Source organism: uncultured Jatrophihabitans sp. (genome assembly GCF_964244045.1).
GTDB lineage: Bacteria > Actinomycetota > Actinomycetes > Mycobacteriales > Jatrophihabitantaceae > Jatrophihabitans.
In genome coordinates this window covers 60,569-75,143 of the sequence record NZ_CAXTHK010000011.1, presented here as the reverse complement: position 1 = coordinate 75,143, position 14,575 = coordinate 60,569, and the positions used below count along the sequence as shown (strand labels likewise).

Annotated in this window: 13 protein-coding genes; all 13 read right to left on the bottom strand. The window is 68.2% G+C overall.

Translation table 11 applies throughout. The annotated features are described in order from the left end of the window. Window positions 1-73 precede the first annotated feature (73 nt). On the bottom strand, window positions 74-1,963 hold the full coding sequence (gene nuoL / locus ACFFC4_RS10630; protein WP_375500564.1) for an NADH-quinone oxidoreductase subunit L: 1,890 nt from the start codon (window positions 1,961-1,963) through the stop codon (window positions 74-76). 9 nt (window positions 1,964-1,972) lie between these two features. Further along, window positions 1,973-2,272: an NADH-quinone oxidoreductase subunit NuoK gene (gene nuoK, locus ACFFC4_RS10625; protein ID WP_375500562.1), complete on the bottom strand. Its 300-nt coding sequence runs from the start codon at window positions 2,270-2,272 to the stop codon at window positions 1,973-1,975. Then, a complete protein-coding gene (locus ACFFC4_RS10620) occupies window positions 2,272-3,075 on the bottom strand; it encodes an NADH-quinone oxidoreductase subunit J (protein WP_375500560.1) in 804 nt (267 codons plus the stop codon). Before ACFFC4_RS10620 ends, nuoK begins: the two co-directional genes overlap by 1 nt. Then, the gene (gene nuoI / locus ACFFC4_RS10615; RefSeq protein ID WP_375500648.1) at window positions 3,068-3,610 is read right to left on the bottom strand and encodes an NADH-quinone oxidoreductase subunit NuoI; all 543 of its coding nucleotides are present in this window, start codon (window positions 3,608-3,610) and stop codon (window positions 3,068-3,070) included. Before nuoI ends, ACFFC4_RS10620 begins: the two co-directional genes overlap by 8 nt. 210 nt (window positions 3,611-3,820) lie before the next feature. After that, on the bottom strand, window positions 3,821-5,113 hold the full coding sequence (gene nuoH / locus ACFFC4_RS10610; protein ID WP_375500646.1) for an NADH-quinone oxidoreductase subunit NuoH: 1,293 nt from the start codon (window positions 5,111-5,113) through the stop codon (window positions 3,821-3,823). Window positions 5,114-5,336: 223 nt separating this feature from the next. Further along, complete coding sequence (locus ACFFC4_RS10605) at window positions 5,337-7,784, bottom strand: NADH-quinone oxidoreductase subunit G (RefSeq protein WP_375500558.1); 2,448 nt, start codon at window positions 7,782-7,784, stop codon at window positions 5,337-5,339. Continuing rightward, window positions 7,781-9,097: an NADH-quinone oxidoreductase subunit NuoF gene (gene nuoF / locus ACFFC4_RS10600; RefSeq protein ID WP_375500556.1), complete on the bottom strand. Its 1,317-nt coding sequence runs from the start codon at window positions 9,095-9,097 to the stop codon at window positions 7,781-7,783. The genes ACFFC4_RS10605 and nuoF overlap by 4 nt, the downstream gene beginning before the upstream one ends. Next, window positions 9,097-10,014 carry an NADH-quinone oxidoreductase subunit NuoE gene (gene nuoE / locus ACFFC4_RS10595; protein WP_375500554.1) on the bottom strand — a complete coding sequence of 306 codons (918 nt, stop codon included), beginning with the start codon at window positions 10,012-10,014 and terminating at the stop codon, window positions 9,097-9,099. Before nuoE ends, nuoF begins: the two co-directional genes overlap by 1 nt. Next, window positions 10,011-11,336 carry an NADH-quinone oxidoreductase subunit D gene (locus ACFFC4_RS10590; RefSeq protein WP_375500552.1) on the bottom strand — a complete coding sequence of 442 codons (1,326 nt, stop codon included), beginning with the start codon at window positions 11,334-11,336 and terminating at the stop codon, window positions 10,011-10,013. The genes nuoE and ACFFC4_RS10590 overlap by 4 nt, the downstream gene beginning before the upstream one ends. Next, window positions 11,333-12,091, bottom strand: coding sequence for an NADH-quinone oxidoreductase subunit C (locus ACFFC4_RS10585; protein WP_375500550.1), 759 nt, complete (start codon window positions 12,089-12,091; stop codon window positions 11,333-11,335). Before ACFFC4_RS10585 ends, ACFFC4_RS10590 begins: the two co-directional genes overlap by 4 nt. Further along, window positions 12,091-12,630 (bottom strand): NuoB/complex I 20 kDa subunit family protein, encoded by a 540-nt coding sequence (locus ACFFC4_RS10580; protein ID WP_375500548.1) that lies wholly within the window; start codon window positions 12,628-12,630, stop codon window positions 12,091-12,093. The genes ACFFC4_RS10585 and ACFFC4_RS10580 overlap by 1 nt, the downstream gene beginning before the upstream one ends. A gap of 4 nt (window positions 12,631-12,634) precedes the next feature. Further along, window positions 12,635-12,997: an NADH-quinone oxidoreductase subunit A gene (locus ACFFC4_RS10575; protein WP_375500546.1), complete on the bottom strand. Its 363-nt coding sequence runs from the start codon at window positions 12,995-12,997 to the stop codon at window positions 12,635-12,637. A gap of 101 nt (window positions 12,998-13,098) precedes the next feature. Beyond that, window positions 13,099-14,421 carry a geranylgeranyl reductase family protein gene (locus tag ACFFC4_RS10570; RefSeq protein ID WP_375500544.1) on the bottom strand — a complete coding sequence of 441 codons (1,323 nt, stop codon included), beginning with the start codon at window positions 14,419-14,421 and terminating at the stop codon, window positions 13,099-13,101. Window positions 14,422-14,575: the final 154 nt, after the last annotated feature.

The window sequence follows — 14,575 nt, the reverse complement described above, 5'->3', positions numbered from 1 at the left end:
TGCCGCACCTCGCTAGCGCTCGGCGCGCCACCAAAGGCTCCGCATAACACTTGTTCGCTCCGCAGGCGTCGCATCACTGGAACCTGACGGCGAGGAGGACGGCCACGATGGCGACCGTCCCGCCGAGCATCGAGAGGGCATAGCTGCGGACGAACCCGCTCTGCACCCGTCGCAGCCGGCTCGAACCGCCGCCCAGCCCCGCGGCCATACCGGTCACGGCGCCGTCCACCCCTCGGTTGTCGAAGTACACGAGCGCCCGCGTCAGCCACTGGCCGGGACGCATGAGCACGGCCTCGTTGAACGAGTCGGCGAACAGGTTGCGTCGGGCCAGCGTGGTGATCGGCGAGACACCGACCGGCTGGGTGACCGGCACGGTACGGAACGCGACGAACCCGCCCGCCACGCCAAGCGCGATCACGACGAGCGTCAGGATCGATAGCACGGTCGGGTTGATCGTGTGGGCGCCGGCCTCGATGGGCTCGCCGACCGACGGCGTAAGCCAATGCTGCACGCGGCCCTGGAAGATCAGCAGGTAACCGCCGACCAGAGCGAGCAGGCCCAGCACCAGCATCGGCGCGGTCATGGACGTCGGCGCCTCGTGGGGATGGACGTCGTCCTCCCAGCGCCGCTTGCCGAAGAACGTCATGACGAGCGCGCGGGTCATGTAGAAGGCGGTGATGCCGGCGCCGGCCAGCGCCACGAAGCCCAGGACGTAGCCCGACGTCCCGCCCTTGTCGAACGCGGCCTCGATGATCTTGTCCTTCGTCCAGAAGCCGGTGGCGCCCGGGAAGCCGATGATGGCCAGGTAGCCGCACAGGAACGTGACGAACGTCAGCGGCATGATCCGGGCCAGGCCGCCGAAGCGGCGCATGTCGATGCGGTCGTTCATGGCGTGCATGACCGAACCGGCCGACAGGAACAGCGCCGCCTTGAAGAAGCCGTGCCCGACCAGGTGGATGATGCCGATCGCGTACACGCCCTTGCCCAGCCCGACAGCCAGGAACATGTAGCCGATCTGGCTGATCGTCGAGTTGGCCAGCACCTTCTTCAGGTCGTCCTGGCCGCAGCCGGCGATGCAGCCGTAGAGCAGCGTGATGGCGCCGAGGATGGTGACGACGGTCTGCGCCGCCGGTGCCAGGTTGAAGATCGGCGCGCTGCGTGCAATGAGGTACACGCCGGCGGTGACCATGGTGGCCGCGTGAATAAGGGCCGACACGGGGGTCGGCCCTTCCATCGCATCCGGCAGCCAGGTCTGTAACGGGAACTGGCCCGATTTACCGCACGCACCGAGCAGGAGCATCAGCGCGATGGCCGTCGCGGCGCCCTTGCTGTAGTTCGCGCCGAGTACCTGATCGAAGGCGGTGCTGCCGGTGTAGGTGAACATCAGCATGATCGCGATGGACAGCCCGACGTCGCCGACCCGGTTGGCGAAGAACGCCTTGTTGCCGGCCGTCGCCGCGGAGTTGCGGGTGAAGTAGTACGAGATCAACAGGTAGGACGCGACACCCACGCCCTCCCAGCCGACGTAGAGCGCCAGGTAGCTGTTCGACAACACCAGCAGCAGCATCGCGGCGATGAAGAGATTGAAATAGCCGAAGAATCGTCGACGTCCCGGGTCGTGGGCCATGTAGCCCACCGCATAGATGTGGATCAGCGACCCGACGCCGGTGATGAGCAGGACGAACACCAGCGCCAGCGGGTCGGCAAGGATCCCGAAGTCGACGTGGAAGCCGGCCACCGGCACCCAGCTGAAGTAGTTCTTCTCGACGTGCCGGTTGGTCTCGCCCTTGACGGAGAAGAACAGGAACACCGAGTAGACGAATGCCACCACCGGGACGAGCGCGCCCAGCAGATGCGCCCACTTGTCGCCGCGCTTGCCGACGGTCAGCAGCACCAGCGCCGACGCGGCCGGCACAGCGATGAGCAGCCAGGCGAGGGACTGGATCCCGGTAGCTGTGTGCACCTGTATCTCTCAGTACTTGAGGAGGTTCGCGTCGTCGATGGACGCGGACCGCCGGGTTCGGAAGATGGCCATGATGATCGCGAGCCCGACGACGACCTCGGCCGCGGCGACGACCATGACGAAGAACGCCATGATCTGGCCCTGCAGGTCGCCGTTGATGCGCGAGAAGGTCACCAGCGTGAGGTTGACGGCGTTGAGCATCAGCTCGACGCACATGAACACGACGATCGCATTGCGGCGTACGAGCACGCCCACCGCGCCGATGGTGAACAGCAGCGCGGACAGCACCAGGTAGTAGGACGGGTCCATCAGCTCCTCACCTCGCTGTCCTGGTAGTCGCCGGTCGGGAGCGCGCCACGGTGACCTGGGTACGTCGGGAACTTCTCGGTGCCGATGATCAGCGACTCGTGCGCGACGGAGCCGTCGGGCAGCAGCGCGGGCGTGCCCACCGAGTTGCCGGTGGACAACACACCGGGGCCGGGCAGGTTCTGCGGGCGACCGGAGCGGATCCGGTCGCGGGCCAGGTTCTTCTGCGACGGCTTGCGGCCTTCCCGCTCGATGTGGGCCAGCACCATGGCGCCCACCGCGGCGACGATCAGCAGCGCCGACGTCAGCTCGAAGGCGAACAGGTACTTGGTGAACAGCAGCTCGGCGATCGAGTTGACGTTCGCGCCGTTGCCGTTCGGCCCGTCGAGGTTCACCGGCTTGGAGCCGTGCAGCGAACGGCCGATGACGATCGCGACGAGCGCAGCGAACCCGAGCCCGAACAGCGCGGCCGCCCAACGTTGCCCGCGCAGCGTCTCGATCAACGAGTCCGATGCATCGCGGCCGACGAGCATCAGCACGAACAGGAACAGGATCATAATCGCGCCGGTGTAGACGATGATCTGCACCAGGCCGAGGAACGGCCCCTGCTCGATCAGGTAGAACGCGCCGAGGCACATCATCGTGGCCACCAGTGACAGCGCCGAGTGCACCGCATTGCGCAGCAGCACCATGCCGATCGCGCCGGCCAGTGAGATCGGGCCGAGGATCCAGAAGGCGATCGCCTCGCCCAGCGGCACGTTGCCCTGCATCAGCGCGCCGCTCGCGAGGATGTCGACACTAGCCATGAAGCCGGCCCACCTCGATGGCGCGGCCGGTGATCGGCTTGCCGGCCACGTTGGCGGTGCTTTGCGGCTCACCCTGCTGCAGCGGCGCCTGCGTCGACACCGTGTAGTAGTCCTGGTCCGCACCGAGGCGCATGGCGTGCGGAGGCGCCTCCATGCCCGGGAGCAACGGAGCCATCAGCTGCTCCTTCGTGTAGATCAGGTCCTGGCGGTTGTCCAGAGCGAGCTCGTACTCATTGCTCATCGTGAGCGACCGCGTCGGGCAGGCCTCGATGCACAACCCGCAGAAGATGCAGCGCAGGTAGTTGATCTGGTACACCGCGCCGTAGCGCTCGCCCGGCGAGTAGCGCTCGTCCTCGGTGTTGTCGCCGCCCTCGACGTAGATCGCGTCGGCGGGGCAGGCCCACGCGCACAGCTCGCAGCCGACGCACTTCTCGAGCCCGTCGGGGTGCCGGTTCAGCACGTGCCGACCGTGGTAGCGCACATGCGGCGGGTAAAAGTCGAACGGGTACTGCTGCGTGTAGACCTTCTTGAACATCGCGCCGAACGTCAGCCCGAAGCCCTTCGCGAAGCCGACCGCGGTGCCCTGCGGCTGGTCCTCGAGACCCGTGTGTCGGACCGCCGGCGGTTGCGAGCCGGCCAGTTCCGCGCTCGTCGGTTGCGCCGCGGGGCGATCCGGAAGATCAGTCATTCGCCCTCCTCCGTCGGGCGATGACGCGTGCTGGCCACATTTGATGCCTTCGCAAGCTCAGTCATCTGACATTTCCCTAAATTCAGTCGCACCGGACCGCGGGCGCTCCGTGAGCTCCCCCGATTCCAATTGCTCGGGCGCACGCCGCACGCCCGCGGTGGCGAGCTGTCGCGGCGGCGTAGGCACGTGCAGGTCGAGCGGCGGCACCGGGTAGGTGCGCGGCAGCTGCGCGTCGTCCTCGTCGTCGTCTGCCTCGTCGGCGATCCGGCGGGCTCGAGCACCCTCCCACACGACCAACCCGGGCACGACCACCAGGAGGATGACGACGGCCAGCGGGATGCCGGTGGCCACGAACGCGTTCTCGCCGCGGTCGCGCAGCACCCGGATGGCGGTGACGGCCAGGATCCAGACCAGGTTGATCGGGATGAGGACCTTCCAGCCGAAGGCCATGAACTGGTCGTAGCGCAGGCGGGGCAGAGTGCCGCGCAGCCAGACGAAGACGAAGATGCCGGCGATGACCTTGGCGGTGAACCAGATCATCGGGTACCAGCCCGAGTTCGCCCCGTGCCACAGCGAGAGCGGGAACGGCGCGCGCCATCCACCGAGGAACAGCGTCGTGGCCAGCGCCGACACCGTCACCATGTTGATGTACTCGGCCAGGAAGAACATCGCGAACTTGAACGACGAGTACTCGGTATGGAAGCCGCCCACCAGCTCGGACTCCGCCTCGGCGAGGTCGAACGGCGCGCGGTTGGTTTCGCCCACGACCGAGATGAAGTAGATGATGAACGACACCACGAGCGGGATGACGTTCCACAGATGGTTCTGCTTGGCCACGATGCCTGAGGTCGACATGGTTCCCGAGAACAGGAACACGGCGACCATCGACAGGCCCATGGCGACCTCGTAGGACACCATCTGCGCAGCCGAGCGCAGGCTGCCGAGCAGCGGGTACGTCGAGCCCGAGGCCCACCCCGACAACACCACGCCGTACACGCCGAGCGAGGAACAGGCGAAGACCACGAGCACGCCGACGGGCAGGTCGGTCAGCTGCAGCGGGGTGCGGTGACCGAACATGCTCACCTCGGGCCCGAACGGGATGACCGAGAAGGCAAGGAACGCGGGCGTGGCCGAGATGATCGGGGCCAGGAAGTACACCGGCTTGTCGGCCAGGACGGGGATGATCTCTTCCTTGAAGGCCAGCTTCACGCCGTCGGCCAGCGACTGCAGCACGCCCCACGGCCCCGTGCGGTTCGGGCCGATGCGATTCTGCATCCGACCCACGACCTTGCGCTCGAAGACGATCGAGAACAGCGTCATGAGGACGAGGAAGACGAAGACGCCAAGCATCTTGATGAGGTCGATCCAGAACGGGTTGTTGCCGAACCCGGGCAGGTTCTGCGTCGTCTCCGCCAGGGTCGACGTAGCCAGAATCGCGCTCATGCTGATCCTCCGTCCAGCGCTCGCACGGCGAGTGGTGCCTTACTGCTCGAGTGGTGCGTTATAACGCACCACTCGACGGCTAAGTCACCACTCGACGGGCGGGGCGACGTGCGGGGTGACGTCGCGGTGCTCACGCCTGCTCCTCCAGCCGAGTCGCGCCGCCGGTCGCCGACGACGCATCGGCGCCCGTCGACGCCGCGGCCAGTGTGACGGGTGATCCGAACCGGGCTGACAGCGCCGCGCGCACGGCGTGGCCGCGCGCGTTGGTGGGCAGCCACACCGTGCCGTCGGCCATCGGCACGATCTCGACAGGCCAGCTCATCGCGCCGGCGTCAGTCGATACCGAGACGACGCCGCCCGCGGCGATGCCGAGCTCGATTGCGGTGTTCGGGCTGATCCTGGCGACCGCCGGCTTGGCCGTGCCGGCCAGGTGCTCGTCGCCGTCCTGCATGCGGCCGGCGTCGATGAGCTCGGCCCAGGTGGAGAGCCGGTACTCACCCGGTGCCGCCGCTTCGGAGGACACCGACGGGGCGGCCGCCCGGATGTCGATGACGCCGAGGTGCAGCAGCTCGCCGCGCACCGCCTCGATGCTCGGCAACCCCAGGTCGACGTCCAGCTCGTCGGCCAGGGCGTTGAGCACCCGGCCGTCGGACAGCGCCCCGGTGCCCGCGATCGTCAGCTCGAAGGGCCGGCGACGGCCCTCCCAGGTGACGTAGCGCCCGGCCTTCTCGGCCTGTGGTGCCACCGGCAGCACGACGTCGGCGTGCGCGGTGACCGCGCTGTGCCGGATCTCGAGGCTGACGATGAAACCGGCGCGCTCCAGGGCCTGCTGGGCGAGTGCGGGGTTCGCGGTGTCGTCGGGGTCGACGCCACCCACGACCAGCGCGGTGATCGAGCCGTCGGCAGCCGCGGCCAGGATGCCGTCGATGTCGCGGCCGGGTTGCGTCGGGAGCGTGCCCCAGACGGCTTCGACCGCGGCACGGGCGGCGGGCTCGGTGAGCGGGCGGCCGCCGGGCAGCAACGTGGGCAGGGCGCCGGCGTCGATGGCACCGCGCTCGCCTGCGCGGCGCGGGATCCAGACCAGCTTGGCGCCGGTCTCGGCGGCCAGCGCCGCGGCGGCGCTGAGCGCACCGGGTGAGGTGGCCAGCCGCTCGCCGACCAGGATCAGCGAGCCCTCGCCGCCCAGGGCGCCGACGACCGGGCCGGGCAGGGCGTCGAGCGCCGCGGCCTCGGCGCCGGGGACGGTCGGGACGAGCCGTCCGTCGAGCTTGGCCAGGCCTGCTGACGACACAGCAGCAACCGAGAAGACCTGCGTCGCTCCGTTGCGGGTGGACTTGCGCAGCCGCAGGAAGACGATCGGCGACTCCTCCTCGGGCTCGAAGCCCGCGAGCAGCACAGCCGGCGCCTTCTCGAGGTCGGCGTAGGAGACGTGCTCCGGCCCGACGCCGGCCACCGACGAGGCCAGTAGTGCCAGCTCCTCGTCGGACACCGGACGGGTGCGGGCGTCGATGTCGTTGGTGCCGAGCGCCACGCGGGCGAACTTGGCGTAGGTGTAGGCGTCCTCTTCGGTGAGCCGCCCGCCGGGCAGCACGCCAACGCCGCCGCGGTCGACGGCCTCGGCCAGGCCCTGCGCCGCTCGCTCGAGCGCCTCGGGCCAGCTGGCCTCGACGAGCGCGCCGTTCGCGTCGCGCACGAGCGGGGTGAGGATCCGGTCGGGCTGGACGGCGTACTGGAACGCCCACCGGCCCTTGTCGCAGTTCCACTCCTCGTTGACCTGCGGGTCGTTCGCAGCCAGGCGCCGGGTGACCTTCGAGCGGCGCCAGTCGGTGCGCTGGGCGCAGCCCGACGAGCAGTGCTCACACACCGAATCGGTGGACAGCAGATCGAACGGCCGCGCGCGGAAGCGGTACGACGCGCCGGTGAGCGCGCCCACCGGGCAGATCTGCACGGTGTTGCCGGAGAAGTAGGACTGGAATGGCTGCTCGGTGCTGGTGCCGATCTGCTGCTGCGCACCGCGCTCGAGCAGGTCGATGAACGGGTCACCGGCGATCTGCAGCGAGAAGCGGGTGCAGCGCTGGCAGAGCACGCAGCGCTCGCGGTCGAGCAGCACGTTGCTCGAGATCGCGATCGGCTTCGGGAACGTCCGCTTCGTCTCGATGAACCGCGACTCGGCGCGTCCATTGCTCATGGCCTGGTTCTGCAGCGGGCACTCGCCGCCCTTGTCGCAGATCGGGCAATCGAGCGGGTGGTTGATCAGCAGCAGTTCCATAACGCCCTGCTGCGCCTTGTCGGCGACCGGCGACGTGAGCTGGGTCTTGATCACCATGCCGGGCATAACGGTGGTGGTGCACGATGCCGCCGGCTTGGGCATGCCGCGGCCGTTGCCCATATCGGTGACCTCGACCAGGCACTGGCGACACGCGCCGGCCGGGTCGAGCAGCGGGTGGTCGCAGAACCGTGGGATCGAGATCCCGAGCTGCTCGGCCACTCGGATCAGCAACGTACCCTTGGGTACGGAGGCCTCGATGCCGTCGATCGTGACGGTGACGAGATCCTCCTTTGGAGGTGCCTCGGTCATGCTTGCGCCCCGGCAAGCTCGCGCTGGGCGTTGAACGGGCACCCGCGGCCTTCGACGTGCGCGAGGTACTCGTCGCGGAAGAACTTGATCGAACTTGACACCGGGCTGGTGGCGCCGTCACCGAGCGCGCAGAACGAGCGGCCCAGGATGTTGTCGGAGAGGTCGAGCAGCGTCTGCAGGTCCTCCTCGGTGCCGTGGCCGTGCTCGAGACGCTCGTAGATGCCGACATACCAGTAGGTACCTTCGCGGCACGGCGTGCACTTGCCGCAGGACTCGTGCTCGTAGAACTCGCTCCACTTGAGCGTGGCCCGCACGACGCAGTCGTCCTCGTCGAAGATCATCAGCGCTGACGTGCCGTTCATCGAGCCGGCCTTCACCGCCGCGTCGAAGTCCAGCGGGACGTCGAGGTGCTCGGCGGTCAGCATCGGGGTCGACGAGCCACCGGGCGTCCAGAACTTGACGTTCTTGCCCCGTGACATGCCGCCGGCGAGCTCGATCAGCTCGCGCAGCGTGGTGCCCATCGGCGCCTCGTACTGGCCCGGGTTCTTGATCCGGCCGGACAGCGAGTAGATGCACGGGCCGGGCGAGCCGTCGGGGCCCATCTTCTTGAACCAGTCCGCCCCGCCGAGCACGATGTAGGGCACGGAGGCCAGGCTGCCGGCGTTGTTCACGACCGTCGGCGCGTCGTACAGGCCGTTGGTCGCAGGGAACGGCGGCTTGAGCCGGGGCTGTCCGCGCCGACCCTCGAGCGAGTCGAGCAGCGCAGTCTCCTCGCCGCAGATGTACGCGCCTGCGCCACTGTGCACGGTGATGGTGCAGCCGAAACCCGAGCCCAGGATGTCCGCGCCGAGGTAACCGGCGGCCTCGGCCTCGGCCACCGCTGCGGTGATCCGACGGATGGCGTGGATAGCCTCGCCACGGATGTAGATGAACGCCCGCTCCGCGCGGACGGCGTAACAGGCGATGATCGTGCCCTCGACGATCGAGTGCGGGTCGTTCATCATCGTCGGCAGGTCGCGGCAGGTGCCCGGCTCGCTCTCGTCGGCGTTGACGACGACGTAATGCGGCTGTGGTTTCTGCGGCTTCTCACCGGGCTTGGCCTGCGGGATGAACTGCCACTTCATGCCGGTGGGGAATCCGGCGCCGCCGCGGCCACGCAGGTTGGAATCCTTCACCATCGCGATCAGGTCGTCAGGTGCGATGGTCAGCGCTTTGCGCAGGCCTGCGTAACCGTCGAGACGCTCGTAGTTGGCGATCTTCCACGGCTGGTCGGTCGTGAAGCGCTTGGTCAGCACGGGTGTCAGAGTGGTCATCAGCTATCCCTAGATGCGCCGGAGCCAGTGCTGTTACTGGAGTCGGACTCGGCAGTCGAGAGCGGGGCGTCGTCCTGGCTCGGGCCCTGCTGGCCGCCCTGGGCCGAGGCCTCGGCGTCGGCGCCGGTGCGCGAGCTGCTGTCGTCCACAGCGTAGGACGGTGCCGAGTCGCCGCGCTGGAGCGCCAGCCGCACGCCGGCCTCGGTGGGCGCGCCGCTGGCGGTGGCCTCGAGGGCGTAGTCCTCGACGGTGAAGAACCCGGCGATCTGTCGCTCGGCCTGCTTGAAGGAACACAGCGGCGCGCCGCGCGTCGGCAGCGGCCGGTCGCCGGCAGCCAGCTTGCCGAGCAGCTCGGACGTCGATTCGACCGTCTGATTGTCGTAGAACTCGTAGTTGACGGTGACGACCGGCGCGTAGTCGCACGCGGCCAGGCATTCGGCGCGCTCGATCGTGAACAGGCCGTCGGGCGTCGACTCGTTGTTGCCCACGCCGAGCTGCTCGCTGACCGCGGCGTAGATCTCGTCGCCGCCGAGCAGGCCGCACAGCGTGTTCGTGCAGACGCTGACCAGGTATTCGCCGGTGGGTGTGCGCTTGTACATCGTGTAGAACGTCGCGACCGCCGACACCTGGGCCTTGGTGATGCCGAGGACGTCGGAGCAGAAGGCGATGCCGTCGGGCGTGATGCAGCCCTGCTCGGACTGCACCAGGTGCAGCAGCGGCAGCAGCGCCGAACGCGCCTGGCCCTCGGGGTAACGGCCGATGAGGTTGGCGGCGTCACGCCGGATCTGCTCGCCGAAGACGTCGGGGTTTCCCGGTCGCTCGAGGTTGATCACGCTCGTACGGAAGTTCGTCCGCCCGGCGTCGGCGTTCGTGGGGATACTCTGCGCGCTCTGCTCGCTCCGCAAGACGTCGCTCATCGGTCGACACCGCCCATCACGGGGTCGATCGAGCCCACTGCGGCAATCACGTCGGAGACCATGCCACCGACGGACAGCGCTGCGGTGGCCTGCAGGTTGACGAAGGAGGGGTCGCGCAGGTGCACGCGGTACGGCCGGGTGCCGCCGTCGCTGACGACGTGCGCGCCGAGCTCGCCCCGCGGCGACTCGACCGCGGAGTACACCTGCCCGGGCGGCACCCGAAAGCCCTCGGTCACCAACTTGAAGTGGTGGATCAGGGACTCCATGGACGTCGTCATGATCCGCTGCACGTGCTCGAGCGAGTTGCCCATGCCGTCGGGGCCGATGGACAGTCTGGCCGGCCAGGCGATCTTCGGGTCGTCGACCCATACGGGGCCCGGCTGGAGACGGTCGATCACCTGCTCGACGATCTTCACCGACTCGGCCATCTCGTCGACGCGAACCAGGAAACGTGAGAAGCAGTCGCCACCGTCCTGCGTCGGGACGTCGAAGTCGAAGTTCTCGTAACCGAGGTACGGCTCGGTCTTGCGCAGGTCCCACGGCAGGCCGGCGGCCCGCAGCATCGGGCCGGTGATGCCGAGCGACATGCAGCCCTCGACGCCGAGCCAGCCGACGCCCTTGAGCCGGTTGACCCAGATGGGCTGGTCGGACAGCAACCGCCGCAGACCGCTGATCTCCTCGCGGATGTCGACGATCCACTTGCGGATCGCTGGGATCGCGTCGTCGGGAAGGTCCTGCGCGATGCCGCCCGGCCGGATGTACGCGTGGTTCATCCGCAGGCCGGTGATCAGCTCGAGGACGTCCAGGCAGCGCTCTCGGGCGCGCAGGCCGTTCGTCATGGCCGTCAGCGCGCCCATCTCCATGCCGCCGGTGGCCAGCGCCACCCAGTGCGACGAGACGCGGTTGAGCTCCATCATCATCAGCCGGATGAGCTGCGCACGCTCGGGCACCTCGACGCCGAGCAGCTTCTCGACGCCCAGGCAGTAGACGGTCTCGTTGAAGATCGGCGACAGGTAGTCGCACCGCGTGAGGAAGGTGACGCCCTGCGTCCACGTCCGGAACTCGGTGTTCTTCTCGATGCCCGTGTGCAGATAGCCGATCACCGTGCGCAGGTCGGTGACCGTCTCACCGTCGAGCTCGACGACCAGGCGCAGCACGCCGTGCGTCGACGGGTGCTGCGGGCCCATGTTGAGCACGAGCCGCTCGTCGCGAATCGGGTCGGCGTTGGCGAACAGGGAGTCCCAGTCGCCGCCGGTCAGATTGAAGACGCGGCCCTCGGTCGTCGGCCGCGACGGCGCGTATTCGTTGTCCGTATTCGTCATTTGTAGGCCCTCCGCTCGTCGGCCGGCGGGATGGTGGCGCCCTTGTACTGCACGGGGATACCGCCCAGCGGGTAGTCCTTGCGCTGCGGGTGACCGTCCCAGTCATCGGGCATCAGGATCCGGGTCAGGGCGGGGTGGCCGTCGTAGACGATGCCGAACATGTCGAACGTCTCGCGTTCCTGCCAGTCGGCGGTCGGGTACACGCTCGTCAGCGACGGCACGCGCGGGTCCTCGACGCTGACCGCCACCTCGAGGCGCAGCCGGGAGCGGTAGGTCATCGAGGTCAGGTGCGCCACCGAGTGCAGGCGGTTCGTTGCGCCGAGGTAGTCCACGCCCGACAGACTCGAGCAGAGTTCGAAGCGCAGGTTCTCGTTGTCGCGCAGCGCCTGGGCCACGCCGACGAGGTGCTCGCGCTTGAGGTGCAGTGTCAGCTCGCCGCGGTCGACGACGACCCGGTCGATCGCCTCGGCCGCCTGCGGGTACGCCTCGAACAGCGCGTCGACGAGGTCGTCGAAGTAACCGCCGTACGGCCGCTCGGCGGCCGGCGGCGTCCAGGGTTCACGGACCAGGCCACCGAAGCCGGTGGTGTCACCACTGCCCGCCACGCCGAACATGCCGTGCTTCTCCGTGCCGTACGGCTTGCCCGCCTGCTGATCGATCGTCGACTCGGGTGTTGGCGCGGCGCGCTGGATCTCGGCCGCGTCCTGCTCGGGCCGGGAGTTGTCCGGGACCGGGCGCTCGACTGGACCGCCCATCAGCGACCGTGCTTGTACGAGGACGGAACGAGCTCGACCTTGGCGTCGGCCAGCTTGACGGCACGCTTCGGGCCCAGCGGCTCATTCATGATCTTGTGGTGCAGCTTGAGGATGGCGTCGATCAACATCTCTGGACGGGGCGGACAGCCCGGCAGATACATGTCGACCGGTACGACGTGATCGACGCCCTGCACGATCGCGTAGTTGTTGAACATGCCCCCGGAGCTCGCACAGACGCCCATGGCCAGCACCCACTTCGGCTCGGGCATCTGGTCGTAGATCTGGCGCAGCACCGGCGCCATCTTCTGGCTCACCCGGCCGGCGACGATCATCAGGTCGGCCTGGCGCGGCGAGGCCCGGAAGACCTCCATGCCGAACCGGCCGGAGTCGAAGCGCGGGCCACCGAAGCTCATCATCTCGATGGCGCAGCAGGCCAGTCCGAACTGCACCGGCCACAGCGAGGACTTGCGCGTCCAGTTCACCAGCTTCTCGACGGAGGCCAGCAAGACGCCGTCCGGAAGCTTTTCCTCTAACCCCATGGCCCTAGTCCCAATCCAGTCCGCCGCGGCGCCAGACGTAGGCGTAGGCGACGAATACGGTGACGATGAACAGGATGATCTCGACCAGCCCGAACAGCCCGAGCGCCCGATTCGAGACGGCGTAGGGATACAGGAAGATCGTCTCGATGTCGAAGACGATGAACAGCATCGCGGTCAGGAAGTACTTGATCGGGAACCGCTTGGGTCCCTCGGCCTCGGGAGTCGGCTCGATACCGCACTCGTAGAAGTCCAGTTTGGCCTTGTTATAACGCTTCGGGCCGGTGAACGGCGCGATCGTCACGGAGAACCCGGCGAACAGGAACGCCAGCGTGAAGAGCAGCACGATCGGCATGTAGGGCGCGAGCATTTAGCGCTGTTCTCCCTTCCGACTCTGCGGCGCCGAAAGCGTGTGCGGCGCCGCTTCATAGGCTAAACCTGCAACATCGTGCGTCCCGGCGTAAGGCATGCCTAACGCACCGCGGGAGTGAGCTTGGTCAACACGCTGATGACGCGGTCGGACACGTCCCCGTCGCGTGGGTCGGTGAGGTTGGCCAGCAGCTTGAGCACGAAGCGCATCAGCGCGGGGTGCGGCAGACCGTGGCGGGTGCACGCCTGCATCACCTTCGGGTTGCCGATCAGCTTCACGAAGATCCCGCCGAGACGGTAGTAGGCGCCCCACTCGTCGGCCATCCGCTTCGGGTAGGCCTGCAGTGCGCGCTCGCGGCTCTCGCCAGTGAACTTCAGGGCGTCGATAGCGGCCTCAGCGGCGAACCGACCGGACTCCATGGCGTACGGGATGCCCTCGCCGTTGAAGGGGTTGACGCTGCCGCCGGAATCGCCGACGAGAAGCATGCCGCGCAGGTAGTGCGGCGTGCGATTGAAGCCCATGGGCAGCGCCGCGCCGCGGATGGGGCAGGTGGCGTTCTGCTCGCGCAGACCCCACTCCTCGGGGGTGTTGTCGAGCCAGCGGGTGAGCATCGCGCGGTAGTCGGTCTTGCCGAAGCCGCTGGAGGAGTTGAGCACGCCCAGGCCGGCGTTGACCGTCCCGTCGCCCATCCCGAAGATCCAGCCGTAGCCGGGCAGCAGGTCGGACTCGTTGGGCTTGCCGTCCCACAGCTCGAGCCAGGACTCGAGGTAGTCGTCGTTGGTCTTGGGGCTCGTGTAGTACCGGCGCACCGCGACGCCGAGCGGCCGCTTGTCGTTGCGGTGGACGTCGAGGTGCTGCGCGAGCTTGCCGCTGACGCCCTCGCACGTGAGCACCAGCGGCGCGCGGAAGGTGACCGGACGCTTGTCCTTGGTCCTGCCGATGACGCCGACAACGCGGCCGTCCTTGTCCAGCACGGGCTCGGTGACGCTGGTGTTGTCGTGCAGGCGGGCGCCGGCGTTCACGGCCTGGTTCGCCAGCATCGCGTCGAGGTCGGCGCGCGGTCGGACCAGCCCGAACGGCGGGAAACTGGTGAGCTCCGGCCAGTCCAGGTGCAGCCGCTGGCCGCCGCCGATGACCCGCAGGCCACGGTTGTGCAACCAACCGTTGCTCTCGCTGACGTCGATGCCCATGTCGACGAGCGCCTTTGTGCCGCGCGGGGTAAGCCCGTCGCCGCAGACTTTCTCGCGCGGGAACGACGTCTTCTCGATCAGCGCGACGTCCAGACCGGCGGTGGCCAGCCAGTAGGCCGCGCTGCTGCCCGACGGGCCTGCGCCGACCACGATGACGTCGGCGGTGTTCACGTCGTCGGCTTGGTGGGTGGCCGGGCGCGCCTCGGTCGAGGCCACGGTGGCGGGTGCGGACATCAACGCTCCTGCGGCTGGGCTCTGGAGACTTTGTGAACGCGTTCACGAGCGCTCGGGACGAGTGTATTCCTCCAGAATTGCCGTCGCCGACCGTGGGAGCAGAGCGACGCATCGCACCTCTCTGACGCGGTGGCGGGATTCCGGCCCGAAATCT